Annotated in this window: 29 protein-coding genes; 14 read left to right on the forward strand and 15 right to left on the reverse strand. The window is 60.0% G+C overall.

Annotation, left to right across the window (positions count from 1 at the left end; genetic code table 11):
* Positions 1-91 precede the first annotated feature (91 nt).
* The 5 genes from RS75_RS06850 (at position 92) to aat (ending at position 3908) form a co-directional block, all read left to right on the forward strand.
* Positions 92-859 (forward strand): DsbA family protein, encoded by a 768-nt coding sequence (locus RS75_RS06850; RefSeq protein ID WP_045018604.1) that lies wholly within the window; start codon positions 92-94, stop codon positions 857-859.
* Positions 860-982: 123 nt separating this feature from the next.
* Positions 983-1420 (forward strand): type II 3-dehydroquinate dehydratase, encoded by a 438-nt coding sequence (gene aroQ / locus RS75_RS06855; RefSeq protein WP_045018606.1) that lies wholly within the window; start codon positions 983-985, stop codon positions 1418-1420.
* A 25-nt stretch (positions 1421-1445) separates the two neighbouring features.
* Positions 1446-1928: an acetyl-CoA carboxylase biotin carboxyl carrier protein gene (gene accB, locus RS75_RS06860; protein WP_045018608.1), complete on the forward strand. Its 483-nt coding sequence runs from the start codon at positions 1446-1448 to the stop codon at positions 1926-1928.
* A gap of 12 nt (positions 1929-1940) precedes the next feature.
* Entirely contained in the window at positions 1941-3287 is a 1347-nt protein-coding gene (gene accC / locus RS75_RS06865) for an acetyl-CoA carboxylase biotin carboxylase subunit (protein WP_045018610.1), read from the forward strand.
* Positions 3288-3293: 6 nt separating this feature from the next.
* Positions 3294-3908, forward strand: a complete 615-nt coding sequence (gene aat / locus RS75_RS06870; RefSeq protein ID WP_045018612.1) for a leucyl/phenylalanyl-tRNA--protein transferase — start codon at positions 3294-3296, stop codon at positions 3906-3908.
* A 16-nt stretch (positions 3909-3924) separates the two neighbouring features.
* Here aat and RS75_RS06875 read toward each other — a convergent pair whose 3' ends face one another.
* From RS75_RS06875 to gatB, 5 genes are all read right to left on the reverse strand, one after another.
* The gene (locus RS75_RS06875) at positions 3925-4362 is read right to left on the reverse strand and encodes a DUF2155 domain-containing protein (RefSeq protein ID WP_045018614.1); all 438 of its coding nucleotides are present in this window, start codon (positions 4360-4362) and stop codon (positions 3925-3927) included.
* Between the two features lie 119 nt (positions 4363-4481).
* The gene (locus tag RS75_RS06880) at positions 4482-4880 is read right to left on the reverse strand and encodes an NADH:ubiquinone oxidoreductase subunit NDUFA12 (RefSeq protein ID WP_045018616.1); all 399 of its coding nucleotides are present in this window, start codon (positions 4878-4880) and stop codon (positions 4482-4484) included.
* Between the two features lie 110 nt (positions 4881-4990).
* Positions 4991-5464, reverse strand: coding sequence for a GNAT family N-acetyltransferase (locus RS75_RS06885; RefSeq protein WP_045018618.1), 474 nt, complete (start codon positions 5462-5464; stop codon positions 4991-4993).
* Positions 5461-5958 carry a GNAT family N-acetyltransferase gene (locus RS75_RS06890; protein WP_045018620.1) on the reverse strand — a complete coding sequence of 166 codons (498 nt, stop codon included), beginning with the start codon at positions 5956-5958 and terminating at the stop codon, positions 5461-5463. The genes RS75_RS06885 and RS75_RS06890 overlap by 4 nt, the downstream gene beginning before the upstream one ends.
* 139 nt (positions 5959-6097) lie before the next feature.
* On the reverse strand, positions 6098-7603 hold the full coding sequence (gene gatB, locus RS75_RS06895) for an Asp-tRNA(Asn)/Glu-tRNA(Gln) amidotransferase subunit GatB (RefSeq protein ID WP_045018821.1): 1506 nt from the start codon (positions 7601-7603) through the stop codon (positions 6098-6100).
* A 151-nt stretch (positions 7604-7754) separates the two neighbouring features.
* Here gatB and RS75_RS06900 point away from each other — a divergent pair, with 151 nt between their 5' ends.
* Positions 7755-8087: a DUF1294 domain-containing protein gene (locus RS75_RS06900; protein WP_045018823.1), complete on the forward strand. Its 333-nt coding sequence runs from the start codon at positions 7755-7757 to the stop codon at positions 8085-8087.
* On the opposite strand, the gene RS75_RS06905 is transcribed toward RS75_RS06900, so the two are convergent.
* On the reverse strand, positions 8069-8578 hold the full coding sequence (locus RS75_RS06905; protein ID WP_045018622.1) for a GNAT family N-acetyltransferase: 510 nt from the start codon (positions 8576-8578) through the stop codon (positions 8069-8071). The two genes, RS75_RS06900 and RS75_RS06905, sit on opposite strands and share 19 nt — an antisense overlap.
* 285 nt (positions 8579-8863) lie before the next feature.
* On the opposite strand from RS75_RS06905, the gene RS75_RS06910 reads away from it, so the two are divergent.
* Positions 8864-9121, forward strand: a complete 258-nt coding sequence (locus RS75_RS06910) for a YjhX family toxin (protein ID WP_045018624.1) — start codon at positions 8864-8866, stop codon at positions 9119-9121.
* Positions 9122-9183: 62 nt separating this feature from the next.
* On the opposite strand, the gene gatA is transcribed toward RS75_RS06910, so the two are convergent.
* The 3 genes from gatA to RS75_RS26750 form a co-directional block, all read right to left on the reverse strand.
* Positions 9184-10665, reverse strand: a complete 1482-nt coding sequence (gene gatA / locus RS75_RS06915) for an Asp-tRNA(Asn)/Glu-tRNA(Gln) amidotransferase subunit GatA (protein WP_045018626.1) — start codon at positions 10663-10665, stop codon at positions 9184-9186.
* Between the two features lie 56 nt (positions 10666-10721).
* A complete protein-coding gene (gene gatC / locus RS75_RS06920; RefSeq protein ID WP_045018628.1) occupies positions 10722-11009 on the reverse strand; it encodes an Asp-tRNA(Asn)/Glu-tRNA(Gln) amidotransferase subunit GatC in 288 nt (95 codons plus the stop codon).
* Positions 11010-11134: 125 nt separating this feature from the next.
* On the reverse strand, positions 11135-11839 hold the full coding sequence (locus RS75_RS26750) for a metal-dependent hydrolase (RefSeq protein WP_045018630.1): 705 nt from the start codon (positions 11837-11839) through the stop codon (positions 11135-11137).
* Positions 11840-11923: 84 nt separating this feature from the next.
* On the opposite strand from RS75_RS26750, the gene RS75_RS26755 reads away from it, so the two are divergent.
* Together RS75_RS26755 and ruvX are read left to right on the forward strand one after the other, a co-directional pair.
* The gene (locus RS75_RS26755; RefSeq protein WP_045018632.1) at positions 11924-12226 is read left to right on the forward strand and encodes an alkylphosphonate utilization protein; all 303 of its coding nucleotides are present in this window, start codon (positions 11924-11926) and stop codon (positions 12224-12226) included.
* 15 nt (positions 12227-12241) lie between these two features.
* A complete protein-coding gene (gene ruvX, locus RS75_RS06935; protein ID WP_045018634.1) occupies positions 12242-12721 on the forward strand; it encodes a Holliday junction resolvase RuvX in 480 nt (159 codons plus the stop codon).
* On the opposite strand, the gene RS75_RS06940 is transcribed toward ruvX, so the two are convergent.
* The 5 genes from RS75_RS06940 to RS75_RS06955 all read right to left on the reverse strand — a co-directional run bounded on the left by RS75_RS06940 (position 12673) and on the right by RS75_RS06955 (position 16582).
* Positions 12673-12990, reverse strand: a complete 318-nt coding sequence (locus tag RS75_RS06940; protein WP_045018636.1) for a DUF6105 family protein — start codon at positions 12988-12990, stop codon at positions 12673-12675. The genes ruvX and RS75_RS06940 overlap by 49 nt on opposite strands.
* Positions 12987-13148 (reverse strand): hypothetical protein, encoded by a 162-nt coding sequence (locus tag RS75_RS26600; RefSeq protein ID WP_160297177.1) that lies wholly within the window; start codon positions 13146-13148, stop codon positions 12987-12989. Before RS75_RS26600 ends, RS75_RS06940 begins: the two co-directional genes overlap by 4 nt.
* 251 nt (positions 13149-13399) lie before the next feature.
* Positions 13400-14044, reverse strand: coding sequence for a TetR/AcrR family transcriptional regulator (locus RS75_RS06945; protein ID WP_045018638.1), 645 nt, complete (start codon positions 14042-14044; stop codon positions 13400-13402).
* A gap of 137 nt (positions 14045-14181) precedes the next feature.
* On the reverse strand, positions 14182-14793 hold the full coding sequence (locus tag RS75_RS06950) for a GNAT family N-acetyltransferase (protein ID WP_045018825.1): 612 nt from the start codon (positions 14791-14793) through the stop codon (positions 14182-14184).
* A gap of 136 nt (positions 14794-14929) precedes the next feature.
* Entirely contained in the window at positions 14930-16582 is a 1653-nt protein-coding gene (locus RS75_RS06955; RefSeq protein WP_045018640.1) for an acyl-CoA dehydrogenase family protein, read from the reverse strand.
* A gap of 352 nt (positions 16583-16934) precedes the next feature.
* Here RS75_RS06955 and RS75_RS06960 point away from each other — a divergent pair, with 352 nt between their 5' ends.
* From RS75_RS06960 to dprA, 5 genes are all read left to right on the forward strand, one after another.
* On the forward strand, positions 16935-17366 hold the full coding sequence (locus tag RS75_RS06960; protein ID WP_045018642.1) for a Cif family virulence factor: 432 nt from the start codon (positions 16935-16937) through the stop codon (positions 17364-17366).
* Positions 17367-17660: 294 nt separating this feature from the next.
* A complete protein-coding gene (locus RS75_RS06965) occupies positions 17661-18602 on the forward strand; it encodes an aspartate carbamoyltransferase catalytic subunit (RefSeq protein WP_045018644.1) in 942 nt (313 codons plus the stop codon).
* Complete coding sequence (locus RS75_RS06970) at positions 18599-19891, forward strand: dihydroorotase (RefSeq protein ID WP_045018646.1); 1293 nt, start codon at positions 18599-18601, stop codon at positions 19889-19891. The genes RS75_RS06965 and RS75_RS06970 overlap by 4 nt, the downstream gene beginning before the upstream one ends.
* A 45-nt stretch (positions 19892-19936) precedes the next feature.
* Complete coding sequence (plsY, locus tag RS75_RS06975; RefSeq protein WP_045018649.1) at positions 19937-20554, forward strand: glycerol-3-phosphate 1-O-acyltransferase PlsY; 618 nt, start codon at positions 19937-19939, stop codon at positions 20552-20554.
* Between the two features lie 21 nt (positions 20555-20575).
* Complete coding sequence (dprA, locus tag RS75_RS06980) at positions 20576-21715, forward strand: DNA-processing protein DprA (RefSeq protein ID WP_045018651.1); 1140 nt, start codon at positions 20576-20578, stop codon at positions 21713-21715.
* Here dprA and RS75_RS06985 read toward each other — a convergent pair.
* On the reverse strand, positions 21671-21901 hold the full coding sequence (locus tag RS75_RS06985; RefSeq protein WP_045018653.1) for a hypothetical protein: 231 nt from the start codon (positions 21899-21901) through the stop codon (positions 21671-21673). The two genes, dprA and RS75_RS06985, sit on opposite strands and share 45 nt — an antisense overlap.
* Positions 21902-22110 lie beyond the last annotated feature (209 nt).

Below are 22110 nucleotides of genomic sequence, written 5' to 3' on the forward strand. Positions count from 1 at the left end.
CAACTATTTTTGCGGTATGGCATTTGGCTTAAAGTAAGGTAATTGCATCATAACATTCATGAGGCATTGGCCGCACAGTATGAGGACCGATATGGCGCATCTTCTCCGTTCAACCCTTCTCGCCAGCGTGACGGCCCTTTCGACGGTTTTCGCCTGCTTGCCCGCCCATGCGCTGGATGAGCAGCAAAAGAAGGAAATGGGCGAGTTCATCAAGCAATATCTGATCGAAAACCCCGAGATCATGCTTGAGGTTCAGGACGCGCTGGAACGCAAGCAATATGCGACCCGCAACGCCAAGGCCGCTGAAGCGGTCGCCGACAACGAGAAGACGATCTTCGAATCGAAATACGATCTGGCGCTCGGCAATCCCGATGGCGACGTCACGCTGGTCGAATTCTTCGACTACAATTGCGGTTATTGCAAACGCGCCATGGGCGACATGGACAATATTCTGAAGTCGGACAAAAAGGTGCGCGTCGTCCTCAAGGAATTCCCGATCCTCGGGCCGGAATCGGTCGCGGCGCACCGGGTTTCCAATGCCGTCAAGCTGCTTGCGCCGGCCAAATATCCCGAATTCCAGCGCACTTTGCTCGGCGGCCGCGGACGGGCGAATGAGGACAGCGCCATGGAAGTCGCAACCTCGCTTGGCCTCAAGGAAGCCGACATCCGCAAATCGATGGCGGAAAACCCCAACGATGCGCAGGTGCAGGAAACCTACAAGCTCGCCAACAGCCTCGGCATCACCGGAACGCCGTCCTATATCGTCGGCAACGAGGCCGTTTTCGGCGCGGTCGGGGCAGACCCGCTGAAGGAAAAAATCGCCAATATGCGCAGCTGCGGAAAAGCCACCTGCTCCTGATTCCGCAAAAAGCCCTGCATTCCCTGTGGATGCCGGGCCTCCCGGCTCTTTACGGCTTCCGGGGGCTTTTCCTTGAAGGCTGCGCAGTCTATAGGTGTCGCTGATTTTCTTATGGAAACGCGAATGAGCAACATCATCATCGTCATCAATGGCCCCAATCTCAACATGCTGGGAAAAAGGGAACCGGGTATCTATGGTGGCAAGACGCTGAAGGACATCGAGAATGATTGTCTTGCGGCCGGAACCGATCTCGGTTTCGCAGTGGAATTCCGCCAGTCCAACCACGAAGGCGTGCTCGTGGACTGGCTGCATGAGGCGGGCGAGAGGGCGGCAGGCGTCGTCATCAATCCCGGCGCCTACAGCCACACCTCGATCGCGCTGCACGACGCCATTCGTGCGATTTCCACGCCGGTCGTGGAAGTGCACATTTCCAACATCCACGCGCGGGAAGAATTCCGTCACAAATCGATGGTATCACCCGCTGCGAAGGGCATGGTCTGCGGTTTCGGACCATACGGCTATATCATGGCGCTTCACGCGCTGAAAAACATCACGGCATAAAAAGAAACAAAGAATAGGGTTTGTCATGTCTGAAAAGAAACAGGGTATCGACAAGGAACTGATCCGCGAGCTCGCGAATATCCTCAACGATACCGACCTTTCGGAAATCGAAGTGGAGCAGGAAGACATGCGCATCCGCGTTTCCCGCGCCGCTCCGCCCGCCCCGGTTTACGCGGCGCCCACACACTATGCAGCGCCCGCTCCCGCCCCTGCGGCAGCTCCGGCGGCAGTCGCCACACCGGCGGCGGCGCCCGCAGCGCCTACCCGCAACCCGGCCAACACCGTATCTTCGCCGATGGTCGGCACGGTCTACCTGTCGCCTGCCCCGGGCGCACGCCCGTTCATCGAAGTGGGCGCGATCGTCAAGGAAGGCCAGACCATCCTCATCGTCGAAGCCATGAAGACCATGAACCAGATCCCCGCTCCGAAGTCCGGCAAGGTCGTGGAAATCGTCGTCAACGACTCACAGCCCGTGGAGTATGGTGAAGCTCTCGTGGTCATCGAATAAAGGCGGTTCAGCATGGTTTCGAAGATCCTCATAGCCAACCGCGGCGAGATCGCGCTGCGCGTCCTGCGCGCCGCCAAGGAGCTTGGCATTCCGACGGTGGCCGTGCATTCCACGGCAGACGCGGACGCCATGCATGTGCGCCTTGCCGACGAAAGTGTGTGCATCGGCCCGCCGCCTTCGCGTGACAGCTACCTTAACATCCACCAGATCGTTGCGGCCTGCGAAATCACCGGTGCGGACGCCGTTCACCCCGGTTACGGCTTCCTGTCGGAAAACGCCAAGTTCGCCGATATTCTTGACGCGCACGGCATCACCTTCATCGGGCCGACTGCAGAACATATCCGCCTCATGGGCGACAAGATCACCGCCAAGCAGACGGCGCAGCAACTCGGCATTCCCGTCGTTCCCGGCTCCGACGGCGAAGTGAAGCCTGAAAACGCGCTCGAAATCGCCCGGACGATCGGCTTCCCGGTCCTCATCAAGGCGACGGCGGGCGGCGGTGGTCGCGGCATGAAGGTGGCGAAGACCGAAGCCGATCTCGACGAGGCCGTTTCGACTGCCCGCTCCGAAGCGGCAGCAGCCTTCGGCAACGACGCCGTCTACATGGAAAAATACCTCGGCAAGCCGCGCCATATCGAAGTGCAGGTTTTCGGCGATGGCGAAGGCAAAGCCATTCACCTCGGCGAACGCGATTGCTCGTTGCAGCGCCGTCACCAGAAGGTGCTTGAGGAAGCCAATTCGCCGGCGCTGACCGTCGAACAGCGCATGAAGATTGGCGAGATTTGCGCCGACGCCATGCGTAAGCTCAAATATCGCGGCGCCGGCACCATCGAGTTTCTTTATGAAAACGGGGAGTTCTATTTCATCGAAATGAACACCCGTCTTCAGGTGGAACATCCGGTTACGGAAGCGATCACCGGCATGGATCTCGTGCAGGAACAGATCAGGGTCGCCTCTGGCCAGGGCCTGTCGGTCACGCAGGCGGATATCGAATTCCGTGGCCATGCCATCGAATGCCGAATCAATGCCGAGGACCCGCGCACCTTCGTTCCGTCCCCCGGCACGCTGACCTATTTCCATACGCCGGGCGGCCTTGGCGTACGCGTCGATTCGGGCGCCTATCAGGGCTACAAGATCCCGCCCTACTACGACAGCATGATCGGCAAGCTGATCGTTCACGGTCGCGACCGTGACGAATGCATCCGCCGTCTACGCCGGGCGCTGGACGAGTTCGTCGTCGACGGCATCAAGACCACGCTGCCGCTGTTCCAGGATCTTCTTCAGAACGAAGATATCCTCAACGGTAACTACGACATTCACTGGCTGGAAAAATATCTGGCCGGTGATGCGTCTCACTAAGACGATATGGTTGGGCGGCGCAGCAAAAATAACGGCATAACCGTCGATATGTTGCTGCGCGCCTATTCCGCCGGCCTGTTTCCCATGGCCGATTCGGCTGATGACCCGGAGCTTTTCTGGGTCGAGCCGGAGATACGCGGCATCATTCCCCTCGCCTCTTTCCACGTTTCCAAAAGCCTGGCCAAGGTGATGCGCAGGAAGCCGTTCGAAATACGCTTCAACACCGCCTTCGAAGCGGTGATGGCCGGATGCGCTGCCGAAGCGCCGGACCGGCCGAGCACCTGGATCAACGCCACCATTCGCAAGCTCTACACCGAATTGCATCAGATCGGCCACGCGCACAGCGTCGAGGCCTGGGACGGTAAAGAACTTGTCGGTGGGTTATATGGCGTGTCGCTCGGGGCCGCCTTCTTCGGCGAAAGCATGTTTTCCCGCCGCACCAATGCGTCGAAGATTTGCCTCGTGCATCTGGTGGAACGGCTGAGAGCCAGCGGCTTCGTGCTGCTCGACACACAATTCACCACCGAGCATCTGAAGACGTTCGGCGCAATCGACGTGCCGAAGCAGGAATATGCAAAAATGCTCGATCTGGCCGTCAACCGGCCAAGCCTGCACTTCTGAAAATCTTGACGCTAAGTCAGTTGCTTGCCGTAGAGGGAGCCGGAACTTCGGAGTCCTGCTTGCAGCCCGTCAGCCAGACGTCGTAGATCGGGTGTTCGACGGCGTTGAGGCCGGGGCTGTCGGCGAACATCCAGCCGGTGAAAATCCGCTTGATCTTACGGTCGAGCGTGATTTCATCGACCTCAATGAAAGCGTCGATCTTCTGGGTTTCCGTCTGGTCACGGGAATAACAGACCTTCGGTGTCACCTGAAGCGCGCCGAACTGCACCGTCTCGTCGATATAGACATCGAAGGAGGTGATGCGGCCGGTGATCTTGTCTATGCCGGAAAACACCGCCACGCGGTTTTCGAGACGGGCGGCGGAGACGGGCGAAATGAGGATGACAGCAGAGACCGCCGCAAACAGCGACACCGTCAGTGCACGCAAAGAACGATCCCGCGTGAATTTCCTCATACGATATGTCTCCAAATATTTGCCTGTGTCGAAATGCCGACCGGATCAACGCCTAAGGGCCGAATGTGGCAAAAACCGGTGAGGCCCGGATTTTGCACAACTCCGCGCATCACCATAGCTCAGTTGCCGGGGGTCCAGGCGTCGTAGTCGCCAGTCACGCGCGGACGCTCGCCGGCCACAGCCAGCGATCCCGGCGGGCGATAGGCCTGGGACGTACCGGTGAGGTTGGCCTGATGCGGCTTCTGCCACTCGCGTGCAACGTAGGTTTCCTGGCTCGGCGGCACGTCGGTGCGGTAATGCATCCAGCCATGCCAGCCGGGCGGAATGGCCGAGGCTTCGGCATAACCGTTATAGATCACCCAGCGGCGCGGCATGCCCCAGGAGGTGGTGCCGCCTTCGTAATAGGTGTTGCCCAACTCGTCCTGTCCGACCTTCTTGCCGAAACGCCAGGTATGAAACCGCGTTCCGATCGTCTGGCCGTTCCACCATGTGAAGATTTGCGTCAGGAGAGTCTTCATTATGCGTTCCTCAGGCTTGAATGCGCCGCAGCGATTTTAAATCGCGCAACACAGGACAAGCTTATGCCGCCCCTCACGGCGATTGTCCAGCATTTCCCGATATATCCGCGCTATTTCAGCTTCATCCTGAAGCCGAAATGCCGCTTCTCGAAACCCAGCCGCTCGTAAAAACGATGGGCATCCAGCCGGGCCATGTTCGACGTGAGCTGTACCGCGTTCAGACCCCTGCGCCGCGCGTCCGCAAGGCAATAATTGATCATCTCCGCGCCGATGCCGCGACCGCGCATGTCGGAGCGTGTCTGCACCGCCTCGATCACCATGGATTTGGCCCCGCGCCCGATGAGCTTGGTCAGGATGGCCGTCTGGAACGTGCCGACCACCTCGCCATCCAGTTCCGCCACATAAAGGGTTTCGCTGGGTGAGGCCTCGATATCCCGGAAGGCCGCGAGATAGTCCGCCTGCGCCGATTCGTCGGCCGTATCGCCGTGGCCTCCGACCTCGTCGGCGGCATAAATGGCGGCGAGTGCCGGAACATCCGCTTCGGTTGCCGTCCGGATTGTCAGTTTTTCCAATGTCGCATTCATCGTTTCAGGCTCTTTTCCATAACGATGCCGGGCAAACCCTCGATGCCCGCCATGCGCTCGATTCGATCTACTTCGGCAAAACCGACGCCTTCATAAAAGGCGATTGCGACAGTATTTTTGGGCTCGACCTCAAGACGCATGATTTCCGCATCCGGGAAACAGGTTTCGAGTTCGGCAAAGAGATCACGGCCGACGCCCTGACGCTGGAATTCCGGCCCGACATAAAGCTGGTGCAGCAGGGCCGTCTTGCTCATTTTGGTGGACATGGAAGCATAGGCCATGCCGCCAATCTGCCGGCCATTGTCGGCAACCAGAAATTCGCCGCCCTTTTTCTCGATGCGGTCCTTCATGGCCTGCGGCGAATGCCATGCGGCAATCAGCTCCTTCACCTTGTCCGCGCCGTAGATCGCATCATAGGTCGCGTGCCATGTCGTGGCGAGCAGCGCCCGGACCGGCTCGATATCGCGCTGGCTTGCCGTGCGGATGAAAAACATGATTTGGCTCCGTCTTGAAACAGAAATGCCGGGCGTGATCCCGGCAGATACTCAACAGTCAGCGCAGCTCCGCCTCAACGCCTGTGGATGGCCGGGTCAAGCCCGACCATGACGCCAGAGAGGAAAACAACCCCGCCGCTTACTCTTCCTCGATACCGAGCTTGGCCTTTACCAGCGCCTGAACGGCCTGCGGGTTGGCCTTGCCGCCCGTCGCCTTCATGACCTGGCCAACGAACCAGCCGGCAAGCGTCGGCTTCGCCTTGACCTTCTCGACCTGATCGGGATTGGCGGCGATGATTTCGTCCACGGCCTTTTCGATGGCGCCGGTATCCGTCACCTGCTTCATGCCGCGCGTCTCGACGATTTCGGCAGGATTACCGCCCTCGTTCCAGACGATCTCGAACAGGTCCTTGGCGATCTTGCCCGAAATGGTCTCGGCCTTGATGAGATCGATGATACCGCCGAGCTGTTCCGGCGAAACCGGCGTCGTCTCGATATCCTTGCCGAACTTGTTGAGCGCGCCGAGCAGATCGTTGATGACCCAGTTGGCAGCGGCCTTCGCATCGCGGCCAGCGGCGACAGCCTCGTAATAATCGGCGATCGCCTTTTCCGAAACGAGGATCGAGGCGTCATAGACCGACAGTCCGAGATCGGCCACGAAACGGGCTTTCTTGTCGTCGGGAAGCTCCGGCAGATCGACCTTCAACGCCTCAACGAAGGCATCGTCGAATTCGAGCGGCAAAAGGTCCGGATCGGGGAAATAACGGTAGTCATGCGCATCTTCCTTCGAGCGCATGGAGCGCGTCTCGCCCTTGCCCGGATCGAACAGGCGGGTCTCCTGATCGATGGAACCGCCGTCTTCCAGAATGGCGACCTGGCGGCGCGCCTCATATTCGATGGCCTGGCCGACGAAGCGGATGGAGTTGACGTTCTTGATTTCGCAACGCGTACCGAAACCTTCGCCCGGGCGGCGCACGGAGACGTTGACGTCGGCGCGCATGGAGCCTTCGTCCATATTGCCGTCGCAGGTGCCGAGATAACGCACGATGGAACGCAGCTTGGTGAGATAGGCCTTCGCCTCGTCTGACGAGCGCATGTCCGGCTTGGAGACGATTTCCATCAGCGCCACACCCGAACGGTTCAGATCGACGAAGGACATGGTCGGGTGCTGGTCATGCATGGACTTGCCGGCATCCTGTTCCAGATGCAGGCGCTCGATGCCGATCTCGATATCCTCGAAATTGCCCTGACGGTCAGGCCCCAGCGAAATAGTGATGGTGCCCTCACCAACGATCGGGTCCTTGAACTGCGAAATCTGGTAGCCCTGCGGCAAATCCGGATAGAAGTAGTTCTTGCGGTCGAAAATCGAACGGTTGTTGATCTTGGCCTTCAGGCCGAGACCGGTGCGTACCGCCTGTTTGACGCATTCCTCGTTGATAACGGGAAGCATGCCGGGCATGGCGGCGTCCACCAGCGACACGTTGGAGTTCGGCGCATTGCCGAAGGTGGTCGAAGCGCCGGAAAACAGCTTGGAATTGGAGAGAACCTGCGCATGCACCTCCAGGCCGATCACGATTTCCCAATCGCCGGTGGCGCCGGGAATGAAGCGTTTCGGGTCGGGGGTGCGCACGTCTACAAGGGTCATCTGAAGCTCACGATATACGGGTTCTTTGGCTTTGGTGGGTAGAACAAATGCAGCGCGGGCGCAAGACATCTTGCGCCCCGTCACGCGATGCGCCGGATTTTCGGTGACGCTGCATACGTATTTTTTACGCTTCCCGGTTTCAATTCACGTCATGATGACGATCGCCCTCTGTTTCATGACCTATATCGCCTTCAATCTGTTCGTCTTTCTTGTCTATTGGTGGGACAAGGAGGCGGCAAGGAACGGCGGCTGGCGCATTCGGGAAAGCACGTTGTTGTCGCTCGCTTTTGTGGGCGGCAGCATGGGCGCGATCTCGGCGCAACGGCTTCTGCGGCACAAAACCCGCAAGGAACCCTTCCGCAGCATCCTGATATCCATCGTGATATTGCAGGCGGGCCTGGTCGCGTCCCTCGCCATCATGCCGGACTGGCCGATGCGGCTGGCGAGTGGCCTCAGGGCCCTTACTCAGAACTCCGTGCCGTAAAGACTGCTCTCGACCTCGACGAGCTGCTTTTGCAGGCCGACAGATTGCACGTCGCGGTCGAGCTTTGGCGCATAGGAGACGGAGAGCCAACGGACGCTGTAACCGTGATGGCGGAAAAAGGCGACCGCCGGTTCGTTCTGGGCATGGGTTTCAAGCCGGATGGTTTCGAAACCCCGCTGCAATATCTGCTGCTCCACATCGGTGAGCAGGAGACTGCCGATACCCCGGCGCTGAAAATCCGGATCGATCCAGAAATCGGAAATCGCCTCGTTGAAATGTTCCCGCGCCGCCCATCCGGCAACCGCGCCGCCAAATTCCGCCACGCGGATGGCAAGCCAGGACGAGCGGGTGAAATTGGAAAAAGCGCTGGCGGCATTGTCGTAAAGCGGTGTGGTGATGCCGAGCGCCATCGTCGCCTGCCGCCATGCCCTGAGGCCGATGGCCGCCAGAACCTTCGCTTCCTGCTCATGCGCATTGCGAATGACAATCAAGCCGTGCCCTCCATGGCCAACCGAAGTAAAGCACCGGCGGCGTGATTCGGCCAGTGCGGTCTCCGCCCCGCCCGGTCGGGATGCCACCGGACTTGACCGCGCCGGTCTCGCCCGCTAACCAAAAAGAGTACACAAGGAGTTTTTATGTTCGCTCAATCGGAGTCCCGGTAAAGGCCCTGCCCGCAAATTTCTTGCGCGCCGGGCCAAATGAAACCGAGCCGGATGCCTTAACGGCGCCCGGGTTTGTTTTCACGCGTCTAAAAGACGCCGACCGGATTTCCGAAAATGGACATTTCTCGCGCCGAACAGCGCATTCTTCACCTGCTCGCCCAGGGCGGCAGCATCGAACTCGTTCGAGACGACGACCGCAAAATCGAAAAAATCGCCCTCCATACGCGCGACGGCTGGATATTCAGCGGTCTCGATCTCCTGACCTTCCGCAAACTGAAACGGAAGAGGGCCATCGCCTCCTCGGGGGGCAGGCCTTACCGCATCACCACGCGCGGGCTGGAACTCGTGCGGGGCGAGCTGGACAATCGATGAAAAAAAACGGGCGGCACTGGGTGCCGCCCGTTTGGTTTCTCTAGCGTCCTTAGCTAAAGCTTCTACCACCACTTGGCGGGTGTGAACTTGCCGGCGGCCTGCTCTATCGCATACGCCGTCTTGAACAGCGTTTCTTCCTCGAATGGCTTGCCGATAAGCTGCAGGCCGAGCGGCAGGCCCTTGCCATCAAGGCCGGCAGGCACCGAAAGGCCGGGAAGTCCGGCCATGTTGACCGTGATCGTGAAGACGTCCTGAAGATACATCTTCACCGGATCGGAGGCGAGTTCCTCGTCCCCCACCGCGAAGGCGGAAGACGGGGTGATCGGTGCCAAGATGGCGTCGACGCCCTCGTGGAAGACGTGTTCGAAATCGCGCTTGATGAGGGTGCGGACCTTCTGCGCCTTGAGATAATATGCGTCGTAATAACCGGCCGAAAGCACATAGGTGCCGACCATGATGCGGCGCTGCACTTCCTTGCCGAAACCGGCGGCGCGGCTCTTCTCGTACATGTCGGCAATGTCCTTGCCGTCGACGCGGAGGCCGTAACGCACGCCGTCATAACGGGCAAGGTTGGAAGAGGCTTCCGCGGGCGCAACGATGTAATAGGCGGGCAGCGCGTATTTGGTGTGCGGCAACGAGATATCGACGACCTCGGCACCGGCGTCACGCAGCCATTCCACGCCCTTTGCCCAGAGCTTTTCGATCTCTTCCGGCATGCCGTCAACACGGTATTCTTTCGGGATACCGATCTTCAGGCCCTTGAGCGACTGGCCAATGGCCTTTTCGTAATCCGGCACCGGCAGGTTAACGGAGGTCGTGTCCTTGGCGTCAACGCTTGCCATGGTCTTCAACAGGATAGCGGCGTCACGCACATCACGGGCGATCGGGCCTGCCTGATCGAGCGAGGAGGCATAAGCGACGATACCGAAGCGCGAGCAGCGGCCATAGGTTGGCTTGATGCCAACGGTGCCGGTAAAGGCCGCCGGCTGGCGGATGGAGCCGCCGGTATCGGTTGCGGTGGCGCCTGCGCACAGATGCGCGGCAACGGCTGCGGCCGAACCGCCGGAAGAGCCGCCGGGCACCAGCTTCTGCTCGGAGCCGTTGGCGCGCCAGGGGTTGATGACCGGACCGTACCAGGAGCTTTCATTGGACGAGCCCATGGCGAATTCGTCCATGTTCAGCTTGCCAAGCATGACGGCGCCCTGATCCCAGAGGTTCTGGGTGACGGTGGATTCGTATTTCGGCTTGAAGCCATCGAGAACATGCGAACATGCCTGCGTGTGCACGTCACGGGTGGCGAACAGGTCCTTCACGCCCAGCGGAACGCCTTCCAGCTCGCCGGCATTGCCAGCGGCGATGCGGCCGTCGGAGGCCTTCGCCATTTCGCGGGCCTTATCGGGCGTCGTCGCGACATAGGCGTTCAGCGCGCCGTTCGCCGCGTCGATGGCGGAAAGATAGGCGTCGGTCAGCTCGAGGGCGGAAAACTCTTTCGCCTTCAGCTTTTCGCGGGCTTCGGCAATGGTTAGGCTCGTCAGATCGGTCATGGTCGGCAACGGCTTTCGAAAATCTCGGAAAAATCGGGCGGCAAACGGCGGTCGGATTATTCGACCACTTTCGGAACCATGAAGAAGTCCCGGTCGGTCGCGGGCGCATTGGCGACGATATCTTCCGCCTTGCTGCCGTCAGTCACCACGTCGGCGCGCTTTTTCATTTCCACCGGGGTAACGGAGGTCATCGGCTCGACGCCGTCGACATTCACTTCCGAAAGCTGCTCCACGAAACCGAGTATGCCGTTCAACTGACCGAGCATATTTTGTGCTTCTTCATCATTGACGGCGATACGGGCAAGGCGCGCAACGCGCTTCACGGTGGCAAGGTCGACGGACATGGTTCTACTCCGGTCAGAATTTTCCTAACCGCTATAATCACCATGCCCGCCATTCGCAACGGTAGAAAGCATGTCGCATCAAACTGTGGAGCGGTTTTGCTGCGGCGACATGCCTGAATGGAGCCTCAGAACGACAGCGTATCGCCCGGCTTCGGCGTGTGGACGCGCGCTTCCGACCCTTCCATGCCGGTCACGAACTTCTCCGGCGTCTGGTCGATGATCGGGAAGGAACCGTAATGGCAGGGGATGACATTTTCGAACTTGAAGAAGCGCTGGCAGGCGAGCGCCGCCACAGCCCCACCCATGGTGAAGCGGTCGCCGATCGGCACCAGGCCGATATCCGGTTGATGCAATTCGTTGATCAGCTTCATGTCCGAAAAGATATCGGTGTCGCCCATGTGGTAGACGGCCGGGCCGTCTTCGAAATGCAGCATCAGGCCATTGGCGTTGCCGAGCGAATGGGAAACGCCATCCTCGGTGATCTGGGCAGAGGAATGCAGCGCATTGGTGAAGGTGACGGAAAAACCGTCGAAATGCACCGTGCCGCCAGTATTGCCCATATCGATCTTCGCGACGCCCTTGGCGGCAAGCCAGGTGGCGAGATCGGCATTGGCAAGCACGGTGGCGCCCGTTTCGCGGGCAAGCTCGACGGTATCGCCGACATGGTCGCCATGACCGTGGGTCAGGAGAATATGGGTGATGCCTTGCGCCGCCGTCTTCGCGTCCTGTCCGGCAAATCCGGGATTGCCGGTGAAGAACGGGTCGATGAGGATTTTCGCGTCGCCGTTTTCAAGACGGAAGGCGGAATGGCCGAGCCAGGTGATTTTCATGGAAGTTTCTCCTTCGTATTGCCGGTATATTATGACATAGGACGGCCTGTTCAACCGCACTACCGATATTTCAGAGAGGCGACAATGGCCGCGAACGATGACGAATACGTGTATGACGAAGCGAGCGGCGAATGGCGTCCGGCTTCCGAACTGGCTGCAGAAGCGGCGCGCGCGAAGGAAGTGCGCGACGCGGCCGGTAATCTGCTTTCGGATGGCGACCAGGTGACGCTGATCAAGGATCTGAAGGTCAAGGGCACCAATACGGTCATCAAGCAGGGCACCGTCATCAAATCGATCCGCCTGACCGGAAATCCGGAAGAGATCGATTGCAGGCACGAAACGGTCAAGGGTCTGGTGCTGCGCACCGAATTTGTCCGCAAACGATAAAAGGCAACACGCGACATGGCGATACTCACCATCGAGGAGCTTGCGGAAACGCTTCAGCCCGCACAGGCGATTGCCGGCCTCGACCTCGGCACGAAAACCATCGGGCTTGCCATGTCGGACCTGTCGCGGCGCTTCGCGACGCCACGCCCCGTCATCAAGCGGGTGAAATTCACGAAGGACGCAGAGGTGCTGCTGGCCTTCGCCGAAAAGGAGAAGGTATCCGCCTTCATCATCGGCCTGCCGATGAACATGGACGGATCAGCCGGACCACGCGTGCAGGCAACGCGCGCCTTCGTTCGCACCATGGGCGAAAAAACCGCCCTGCCCTTCATTTTCTGGGATGAGCGGCTTTCGACGGTCGCCGCCGAGCGTGCGCTTCTGGAAATGGACGTGTCACGCGCCAAGCGGGCCGAACGCATCGATTCGGCAGCCGCGAGCTTTATTCTTCAGGGCGCGCTGGACAGGCTTTCGGCTCTCGCCCGCTCGACGGGCTGAGGACCCAGCCACCAGCTGGCAATCTGCTTTCTCTTGCGGAAAGCAAGGATCGCGAAAACGATCAGGCTGTCGACCGCAATGGCGCGCGCCACCAGCGGCGGCAGGCTCTCCGGCGGCAGGCCGAGAATATTGCCGTAAATCTGGAACACCAGATCATGCGTCTGGCGCGTCAGCATGTAAAAACCGAAGCTCATGTCGTAATAGGAAAGCCAGTACCAGCTGCCCAGCAATGCGACGGGACCGGCCCACAGGATCAGAAACCATTTCATGCCGTCTGCTCCCCGCCAAATACCGTGTCGGGGATGCCGGCAAGCACCGCCCAGCGCACCAGAGCCATCAGGCAAAGGTTCAGCGCCGGCGCGTCGATATCCAACGGCAGCATTACAAAAAACGTCATCATGACGCCTAAAGCTGTCCAGCGGCTCACTTGCGGCTCCCTTATGCGCACTCATTGCGCATGGTTAACATTTCATTAATTTACACTGGACCCGCAGCCATGGCGGCGCAAACGAAAGCTGGGATTATGGTTAACGCGGCCCGGACGGGTGTGGAAAAGCTCATCACCAAGGCAACGGGCAATCCTGTCGAAGGGTTGCGGGCCGGGTAAAAACATGGCTAATTTTTCGTTAATGTCGGCGTGCCCCCGTTGCCACGGTCTCGCCTGCGCTGAAACCGGGTTCAGCTGTAAACGCCGCGCACCAGTCTTTTGACCGCAGTGGCGATCTTGTCCCAGTCACGGTCCGATTTGAGCGGTACACCGGCAAACTGGCCGCTGGTTGCAGCGGAAATGACGAGGTGCTGGATGGCGGCGAACAGCACGGCGTTGACGGCTGCGGTATCCACCCCCTTCGGCGCGGCCAGCGAACCGCGCATCCGCTCCAGCCATTTGCCAAGCGACTTGGCGCGGGCTTCGGCAAGTTGCCTGACCTGCGGCGAGCCATCCGACACTTCCCAGGCGATGATCTTGCAGACGAGAGGATCGCTGCGCAGCGCATCCATGAAATAAAGCGCCAGCTTTTCCATGAGATCGCCATAGGTCAAAAGGAACATGCCGCCAGTGTCTTCGGGAATACGGTCCTTCACCCAGGAGCCGAGATCCTCGCCGATCGCCTCGATCAGGCCGTCCAGACCACCGAAATAGCGATAGATCAGCTGTTTGTCGCAGCCGGCGCGGCGGGCCACCGCATTGATGCCGAAACCCTGAAAGCCTTCTTCGGAGAGAAGCGATCGCGCCGCATCAAAAATCGCCTTCTCGGTCGCTGCGCGATCCTTGATGCGTTTTTCCGGTCTGTCGGCTGAAATCACCTCTGCGGTCGCCAGCATGCTTTTCTACCCGTCTTTTAAAAGGCCTGACCGAAGGGGTTAACAAAGCATGAAGACAAGGACAATGCGGCAGGGCGGTTGGGGACAAGGTTCCTGTGGATGAGTGAAGATCAAGAACCCGTGCTCCGGCAAATATATCACTCCAATGCCATGCCGAACCAGACGGTGCCGGGTGTTTCGTGGCTTTCGAGACGTTTGAAGCCACGGGTTTCCCAAAAGCGCATGCCCGCACCGTTGCGTTCGCTGGCGCCGAGATGGATGCCGTAGACGTTGTTTTGTCTCGCCATATCCAGCCAGCGCGACAAAAGGCGCGTGCCGCCGCCCTTGCCCTGCGTGCGCGGCAGAAGGTTCATGTGGATATGGGCCGGAAACGGATCGGTGAGCCAGGCAGGCGTGTGGCGCGGGTGGTGGATGAAATGGGCGCGGCGCTGGTCGGCGTTCCATGTCTGCTGGTCGCCACCGGGGTCGGGGTAAAGGGCGCGCAGATGCGGCCACCACTCCCGCTCCAGCCTCTCATCATGCAGGGTCGTATTGAGTGCGCCGGCGATGTACCCGCACACACCCTCCTCGTCCTCCGCCACAAAAACGGCATCGGGCCAAAGATGCAGATAGGGCACGGAATAAATATGCCCGACCATGCGGCCGTCGCGATAAAGCGGTGTCGCATCCTCTCCGGCGTCGCCGGTGGCAAGGCTTATGGCGTAAAGCGCGTCCTCATCTTCCGGACGGGCGGAACGAAAAGTCAGCATCGGCCGCCCTCCATTGCCGCGCATCGACACGCCAGGATGTTTTGACCGATAACAGCACGCTCCACGCCACCGCTTTTTTTCAAATCCGAGACCCCTCCCGCCGGGATTGCAACAACCGTCATCCGCCCTTTGTCGCTCAGGACGCGGGCGGATACAGAAGATCGATTATATAATTCGGATCGAAGCGAGAATCGAGCATGCCGTAAGTATGCCGCCAACCGCCCGCCAGACGGGTTTCCAGGAACGCATCGGCGATCTTGCCGGCACCAAGCCGGCAAAGCTCGGCGGCAGCGGCAGCAAGCGCGAATTGTTCGACCAGCAGGCGGGCCGCCCCTTCGTCGCGTTCGGCAAGCGCGATTGCGGCGCGCAGGACGTCCGTCGTCTTTTTACCGGCGGGTCCGAGGTCACGCTCCAGCGTCTGGAAAACGAGATCGAACAAATCCTTGCCGCGCTGAAGAACCCGCAGCACATCCAGCGCCATGACGTTGCCCGAACCTTCCCAGATGGCGTTGACCGGCGCTTCGCGGTAGTGGCGGGCAATCGGCCGTTCCTCGACATATCCATTGCCGCCCAGGCACTCCATGGCCTCATAAATCAGCGCCGGTGCGATCTTGCAGCACCAGTATTTCACAATCGGCGTCATCACCCGCGCATAGGCCGCCTCGGCGGCATTGTTGCGGGCGGCATCGAAAGCCGAAGCCAGCCGGAAGGACAGCGCCGTCGCGGCAGCAACATCCAGTGCCATGTCGGCGAGAACGCGCGTCATGATCGGCTGGCTGACCAGCGTCTTGCCGAAGACCGAACGGCCGCGTGCGAAATGCACCGCTTCGGCCAGCGAAGCGCGCATCATGCCGGATGACGCCAGCGCGCAATCGAGCCGCGTCAGCGTCACCATGTCGAGAATAGTGCGCACACCGCTGCCCGGCTCACCGAGGAGATAACCGAAAGCATCGGTGAACTCGACTTCGGCGGAGGCGTTGGAACGGTTGCCGAGCTTATCCTTCAGGCGCTGGAAATGCAGGCCGTTGGCGGAACCGTCTTCCAGATAACGCGGCACCAGGAAACAGCCCATGCCGTCGCCCATCTGCGCCAGCATCACGAAACCGTCGCTCATCGGCGCGGACAGGAACCATTTGTGGCCGGACAGGCGATAGATGCCCTCGCCTACCCGTTCCGCCGTGGTGCGGTTGGCGCGCACATCCGTGCCGCCCTGCTTTTCCGTCATGCCCATGCCGACGGTGACGGCGGTTTTCTGCAGAGCCGGCTTCTGCGAGGAATCATATTTACGCGACAGGATTTTCGGCACCCATTCCTTCTGCACGCGCGGCGAGGTCATGATGGCGGCGACGGAGGCGCTGGTCATGGTCAGCGGGCAGAGATGCCCGGCCTCAAGCTGCGAGGTCAGATAAAATTTGGTGGCGCGGGCCTTGTGTTCGTTACCGCGCGTTTCGGTCGCGTTTTCCCAGACGCTGGAATGAAGACCTGATGACATGGAACGGCGCATCAGCGCGTGCCATGCGGGGTGGAACTCCACCTGATCGAGACGCTCGCCGCGCGGGCCGTGGGTGTGCAGCTGCGGCAGGCCCTGATTGGCCATGCGCGCCAGTTCCTGCGCCTCGTGCGAGGTAACATAACGCCCGATCTGGTCGAACTCGTCCCGCAGATTGCGAGACAGGCCGGAGGTGAGGTCGACGATCAGCGGATCGGAACGATAGGCATTGATACCAGACCAGAGGCTTGGCTGGTTCAGTTCGGCGAGCGTTTCTTCTGTCCGGGAATTCTGGGTCATCAACTGCTTCTAGCTGTTTTCTACTGGAATTGCATAGTGGGGTGATATTGCATAATCCCGCCCACAGGAAGCGATTGAGACGATTAAAACCCCGCTTTCGGCATTTTTCAGGACCGGCCTTTGCGAATGCCGAACACGTTTCCGGCAAGACCGAGGGACAGCACCAGCATGGTGGATGAGAGAGCCGGCGACGACCCGACGGAACAGACGATCATTGCAGACGTTCATTCCACCCGGGGGTATTTTCATTGGGCATTCCGCGCGCGCAACTTCTGCAAAATTCTGTTCTTGAGGTGTCGCAACCTCTCGGCTCATGACCTCACGGAACAAAGCTACATTTGGAGAAGAGACCATGGAGGCCAGCGTAAGAAAGCTCTTCGAGCGATATGAGCGCTTTTTCAACAGGTCCCTCAACGGTGACACGGATATGGAAGAGGTCGCATCGCTCTATGCCTCCGATTTCATAGCCGCCTCCCCTGCCGGGGTGATGACTGGAAAGAATGACGGTCAACTGAAGCAAGCCATGACGAAGGGTTATGAACGCTATCGGGCCATGGGAACGAAAAAGATGCGGATACGCGATATCCGCCTCTCGCCCATCGATGAACATCATTGCGTTGCCCATGTTGCCTGGACGGCGACCTTTGCCCGCAAGGGCCAATCGGATGTCGCAATAGATTTCGATGTTCATTACTTCATCCAGCAACTGGACAGGGAGCCGAAAGTTTTCGGCTGGGCGTCAGGCGACGAGCAGGCGCTTTTAAGGAAGCATGGCATTGTCTGACGTTCACCCGATCCATCGCTAGCCGCAAATGCGGGGTCGCTCCCTGCGCGGTTTTGAAGGGCTTCCGACGCAGGATAATCCACTTTTTTTCGAGGGCTGGGGAAACATCGCCCTGTTTTCATTTCGAGGGTTCACGGGTGCTTGCCCCTGCGGCGAGCAATCTCTATAGAGCGCAGGACCGAATTCAGCGGCACTCCACAGGCGTGTTCACAGCGAATGGGAGCGCACGGATCAGCATTCGGGCGTTCCGGGCATTTTCACGGGAAAATGCGACGCCCGTCAGGAGGCAACCGCATGGTCTTCTTCCCCCATCGCCATCTCCTCGGCATCAAGGGGCTTTCCCATCAGGATATAACCCTGCTTCTCGACAAGGCCGACGAGGCGGTGAAAATCAGCCGCCAGCGCGAGAAAAAGACCTCGACGCTCCGGGGTCTGACGCAGATCAACCTGTTCTTCGAAGCCTCGACGCGGACGCAATCCTCCTTCGAACTTGCCGGAAAACGCCTCGGCGCCGATGTGATGAACATGTCGGTCAGCAATTCCTCGGTGAAGAAGGGCGAAACGTTGATCGACACGGCGATGACGCTAAACGCCATGCGCCCGGATGTGTTGATCGTGCGTCACTCCTCGGCCGGCGCCGCAGCCCTGCTCGCGCAGAAGGTCGCCTGCTCCGTGGTCAATGCCGGCGATGGCCAGCACGAACACCCGACGCAGGCGCTGCTCGACGCACTGACCATCCGTCGCGCCAAGGGCGATCTGTCGGGAATAACGGTTGCGATCTGCGGCGACGTGCTGCATTCGCGTGTCGCCCGTTCCAACATCATCCTGCTCAACCAGATGGGTGCTCGCGTGCGCGTCGTCGCGCCCGCCACGCTTCTGCCCTCCGGCATCCGCGACATGAGCGTCGAAGTTTTCCACGACATGAAGGAAGGGCTGAAGAACGCCGATGTGGTGATGATGCTGCGCCTGCAGCGCGAGCGCATGTCCGGCTCCTTCGTGCCTTCGGTGCGCGAATATTTCCATTATTACGGTCTCGACGCCGAAAAGTTGAAGGCAGCGAAAGAAGATGCGCTGGTCATGCATCCCGGCCCGATGAACCGTGGCGTGGAAATCGCCTCCGAAGTGGCCGACGGTCCGCAAAGCGTCATCGAAAGCCAGGTGGAAATGGGGGTTGCCGTGCGCATGGCTGTCATGGAAACCCTGCTTGTCTCGCAAAATCAGGGTGAGCGCGTATGAGTGCCGTAACCGTTCTTAAAAACCTCCGCATCGTCGATCCCTCCCGCGATCTGGACGAGACCGGCAGCATCGTTATTGCGGCCGACGGCACGATCCTTGCTTCGGGCAAAGATGCTCATAATCAGGGTGCTCCCGAAGGTGCGACGGTTCGCGATTGCAGGGGGCTGGTGGCCGTTCCCGGCCTGGTGGACGCCCGCGTCTTCGTCGGCGAGCCGGGTGGCGAACACCGTGAGACGATCGAATCCGCCTCGCGCGCGGCAGCGGCCGGCGGCGTTACCAGCATCATCGTGATGCCCGATACCGACCCCGTCATCGATGACATTGCGCTGGTCGAATATGTCAAGAAGGCGGCGCGCGACAAGGCGCTCGTCAACGTCTATCCCGCAGCGGCGCTGACCAAGGGCCTCAAGGGCGAGGAAATGACCGAGATCGGCATGCTGAAGGAAGCCGGTGCGGTGGCCTTCACCAACGGCCGCAAGGCGCTTTCCGACACGCTGGTGCTGCGCCGCGCCATGACCTATGCGCGCGAGTTGGGCGCGGTGATCGCGCTCGAGACCCGCGACAAATATATCGGCGGCGGCGACATGAACGAGGGGCTTTTTGCGAGCTGGCTCGGTCTGTCAGGCATTCCGAAGGAAGCCGAGATCATTCCTCTGGAACGCGACCTGCGCATTGCCGGTCTGACCCAGGCGATCTACCATGCCGCCAAGATTTCCGTGCCGGAATCGGCCGAAGCGATCCGACTTGCCCGGCAGCGGGGCGTAAAAGCCACCTGCGGCATCTCGATCAACCATCTGACGCTCAACGAGAACGATATCGGCGAATACCGCACCTTCTTCAAGCTCTCGCCGCCGCTGCGCGCCGAAGACGACCGCAAGGCCATGGTCGAGGCACTGAAGGACGGCACCATCGATATCGTCGTTTCCTCGCATGATCCGCAGGATGTGGATACCAAGCGTCTGCCCTTCTCGGATGCGGCAAGCGGCGCGGTGGGGCTGGAAACCATGCTGGCGGCGGCCCTTCGTCTCTACCACAGCGGCGAGGTTCCGCTGATGCGGCTGATCGATGCGCTTTCCACCCGCCCAGCGAAAATCTTCGGTCTGGATGCAGGCACTCTGAAGGCGGGCGCGAAGGCCGACATCACTCTCATCGATCTCGACGAGCCGTGGCTCGTCACCAGGGAACAGCTGGTGTCGAAATCCAAAAACACGCCGTTCGAGGACGCCCGTTTCAGCGGCCGCGCTGTCGCCACTTATGTGGCTGGCAAAGCGGTCCATTCCTTGGCATAAGATCACGGCAGAGATCACGCAGGCGCGCGACAGAGGGAACGTTGAATGAGTGCTTTGACTGACTGGCAGACGGCGCCTGCCCTTCTCGCGCTTGCGGCGCTGATCGGCTATCTGTTCGGCTCGATACCCTTCGGCCTTCTTCTCACCCGCATGGCGGGGCTCGGCGACGTGCGCAATATCGGTTCGGGCAATATCGGCGCAACCAACGTGCTGCGTACCGGCAACAAGAAACTCGCTGCCGGCACATTGCTGCTCGATGCGCTGAAAGCCACGGCAGCGGTGCTGGTCGCCAATGCGCTCTGGGGTTACGAGGCTTCGCTGGTTGCCGGTTTCTTCGCCTTTCTCGGCCATCTGTTTCCGGTGTGGCTCGGCTTCAAGGGCGGCAAGGGTGTGGCCACCTATATCGGCGTGCTTCTGGGTGCTGCCCCCCTGTTGATGCTGGCCTTCGCGCTGATCTGGCTCGCGACCGCCTTTATCACCCGCTACTCCTCGCTGTCGGCGCTGCTGGCCATGCTTGTCATCCCCGTGGCCCTATGGGTACTCGGGCCTGAAAAGACGGCGTTGCTGGTGACGCTGCTGAGCGCGATTTCCTGGTGGAAGCACCGCGAGAATATCGCCCGGCTTCTGGCGGGTACCGAAAGCAGGATCGGGCAAAAGGGCTGAAGCCAGCTTCAAGGATATGTCATGCCGCATGAGGAAACGATACGGCAGGGCATAGAGCTTTCCGCGCGGCAGCGGCTCGCCTGGCTGCGGCTGATCCGCAGCGACAATATCGGCCCCGTCACCTTCCGCGAACTCATCAATCATTTCGGTAGCGCTGAAAAAGCGCTCGACGCCCTGCCCGAGCTTTCAAGGCGCGGCGGTTCCTCACGCAGTCCGCGCATCGCCACCCAGGCGGAAGCGGAACGCGAAATCGAAACGGCTGAAAAATTCGGCGCGCGCTTCGTCGGCATCGGCGAGCCGGACTATCCGCCCGCCTTGCGACATCTGGACGGCGCGCCGCCGCTGATCGCCATGAAGGGTTCAGCCTCCACCGCAACAAGACCATGCGTCGGCATCGTCGGATCACGCAACGCCTCCATCAACGGCGCGAAATTCGCCGCGATGCTCTCGCGTGACTGCGGTCGTGCGGGCTATACGATCGCTTCCGGATTGGCGCGCGGCATCGATGCGGCGGCGCACCGGGCAAGCCTTGCAACCGGCACGGTGGCCATGCTGGCGGGTGGTCTCGACCGTCCCTACCCGCAGGAAAATTTAGGGCTTCTGCAGGATATCTACGAACAGGGTGGCGCAACGATCAGCGAAATGCCGTTTGGCTGGGAACCGCGCGCACGGGATTTTCCCCGCCGCAACCGGCTGATATCAGGCGTCTCGCTCGGCGTTGTCATCGTGGAGGCGGCGGAACGCTCCGGTTCGCTGATCACGGCGCGGCTTGCCGGCGAAGCGGGTCGGCTGGTTTTCGCCGTGCCCGGCTCCCCGCTCGACGCGCGATGCGAAGGCACCAACCGGCTGATCAAGGAAGGCGCGATGCTGACCACGGGTGCTGCCGATATTCTCGATGCGCTGCGGCCGCTGATGGAACCGCAATTGCCGCTTGAACGCAAGATCGAGGAACCACGATCCGACACGGAGATGTCACCGCCCGGAGACGACGAGCGCAGCGTCGTTGCCGCCGCCCTCGGTCACTCACCAGTCGAGACCGACGATATTATCCGCCATACGGGTTTTTCCGCTGCCACCGTTCACATGGTGCTTCTGGAACTCGATATAGCCGGACGGCTAAACCGGCATGCCGGGGGGCGGGTTTCGCTCCTCGCGGATTGAAAGCTTGCGTCGCCCGCTCTGGATATCGCCGACTTCCACATAGGCCATTTCAATCAGATAACACAGCATGTCGGCGCCTTCGCGATTGGCGACGAGCCTCAGTTCCGCGAGCATCTGCCGGATATAGGCTAAATTCTCCCGGGTTCCCTCATTATCGGCCTTATTGTTTGTTATGTCGGGGACCATATATTTATCCTGCGAATACAGCCTGAAATGAAGAGCTTTGAGTAAAAATCAAATGATGTTTCCAATCATAACTAATTCACCAAAGATTGCAATACAATCGCACGGAAATCATAGGTTGCAGGCCGCGTGTAACGATAAAATCGGCCTTGCCTCTTGACCAGCGCGCATTACCTGTCCATGTCGAATTATAAAGAGGCCCTGTTGCGACA

Origin of the sequence: Rhizobium nepotum 39/7 (assembly GCF_000949865.1) — a bacterium.
GTDB lineage: Bacteria > Pseudomonadota > Alphaproteobacteria > Rhizobiales > Rhizobiaceae > Agrobacterium > Agrobacterium nepotum.

Excerpts from the sequence above, each read along its gene's own strand:
- RS75_RS06850 (WP_045018604.1), top strand. The coding sequence starts at position 92 with ATGGCGCATCTTCTCCGTTCAACCCTTCTCGCCAGCGTGACGGCCCTT.
- aroQ (WP_045018606.1), top strand. The coding sequence starts at position 983 with ATGAGCAACATCATCATCGTCATCAATGGCCCCAATCTCAACATGCTG.
- accB (WP_045018608.1), top strand. The coding sequence starts at position 1,446 with ATGTCTGAAAAGAAACAGGGTATCGACAAGGAACTGATCCGCGAGCTC.
- accC (WP_045018610.1), top strand. The coding sequence starts at position 1,941 with ATGGTTTCGAAGATCCTCATAGCCAACCGCGGCGAGATCGCGCTGCGC.
- aat (WP_045018612.1), top strand. The coding sequence starts at position 3,294 with ATGGTTGGGCGGCGCAGCAAAAATAACGGCATAACCGTCGATATGTTG.
- RS75_RS06875 (WP_045018614.1), bottom strand. The coding sequence starts at position 4,362 with ATGAGGAAATTCACGCGGGATCGTTCTTTGCGTGCACTGACGGTGTCG.
- RS75_RS06880 (WP_045018616.1), bottom strand. The coding sequence starts at position 4,880 with ATGAAGACTCTCCTGACGCAAATCTTCACATGGTGGAACGGCCAGACG.
- RS75_RS06885 (WP_045018618.1), bottom strand. The coding sequence starts at position 5,464 with ATGAATGCGACATTGGAAAAACTGACAATCCGGACGGCAACCGAAGCG.
- RS75_RS06890 (WP_045018620.1), bottom strand. The coding sequence starts at position 5,958 with ATGTTTTTCATCCGCACGGCAAGCCAGCGCGATATCGAGCCGGTCCGG.
- gatB (WP_045018821.1), bottom strand. The coding sequence starts at position 7,603 with ATGACCCTTGTAGACGTGCGCACCCCCGACCCGAAACGCTTCATTCCC.
- RS75_RS06900 (WP_045018823.1), top strand. The coding sequence starts at position 7,755 with ATGATGACGATCGCCCTCTGTTTCATGACCTATATCGCCTTCAATCTG.
- RS75_RS06910 (WP_045018624.1), top strand. The coding sequence starts at position 8,864 with ATGGACATTTCTCGCGCCGAACAGCGCATTCTTCACCTGCTCGCCCAG.
- gatA (WP_045018626.1), bottom strand. The coding sequence starts at position 10,665 with ATGACCGATCTGACGAGCCTAACCATTGCCGAAGCCCGCGAAAAGCTG.
- gatC (WP_045018628.1), bottom strand. The coding sequence starts at position 11,009 with ATGTCCGTCGACCTTGCCACCGTGAAGCGCGTTGCGCGCCTTGCCCGT.
- RS75_RS26750 (WP_045018630.1), bottom strand. The coding sequence starts at position 11,839 with ATGAAAATCACCTGGCTCGGCCATTCCGCCTTCCGTCTTGAAAACGGC.
- RS75_RS26755 (WP_045018632.1), top strand. The coding sequence starts at position 11,924 with ATGGCCGCGAACGATGACGAATACGTGTATGACGAAGCGAGCGGCGAA.
- ruvX (WP_045018634.1), top strand. The coding sequence starts at position 12,242 with ATGGCGATACTCACCATCGAGGAGCTTGCGGAAACGCTTCAGCCCGCA.
- RS75_RS06940 (WP_045018636.1), bottom strand. The coding sequence starts at position 12,990 with ATGAAATGGTTTCTGATCCTGTGGGCCGGTCCCGTCGCATTGCTGGGC.
- RS75_RS06945 (WP_045018638.1), bottom strand. The coding sequence starts at position 14,044 with ATGCTGGCGACCGCAGAGGTGATTTCAGCCGACAGACCGGAAAAACGC.
- RS75_RS06950 (WP_045018825.1), bottom strand. The coding sequence starts at position 14,793 with ATGCTGACTTTTCGTTCCGCCCGTCCGGAAGATGAGGACGCGCTTTAC.
- RS75_RS06955 (WP_045018640.1), bottom strand. The coding sequence starts at position 16,582 with ATGACCCAGAATTCCCGGACAGAAGAAACGCTCGCCGAACTGAACCAG.
- RS75_RS06960 (WP_045018642.1), top strand. The coding sequence starts at position 16,935 with ATGGAGGCCAGCGTAAGAAAGCTCTTCGAGCGATATGAGCGCTTTTTC.
- RS75_RS06965 (WP_045018644.1), top strand. The coding sequence starts at position 17,661 with ATGGTCTTCTTCCCCCATCGCCATCTCCTCGGCATCAAGGGGCTTTCC.
- RS75_RS06970 (WP_045018646.1), top strand. The coding sequence starts at position 18,599 with ATGAGTGCCGTAACCGTTCTTAAAAACCTCCGCATCGTCGATCCCTCC.
- plsY (WP_045018649.1), top strand. The coding sequence starts at position 19,937 with ATGAGTGCTTTGACTGACTGGCAGACGGCGCCTGCCCTTCTCGCGCTT.
- dprA (WP_045018651.1), top strand. The coding sequence starts at position 20,576 with ATGCCGCATGAGGAAACGATACGGCAGGGCATAGAGCTTTCCGCGCGG.
- RS75_RS06985 (WP_045018653.1), bottom strand. The coding sequence starts at position 21,901 with ATGGTCCCCGACATAACAAACAATAAGGCCGATAATGAGGGAACCCGG.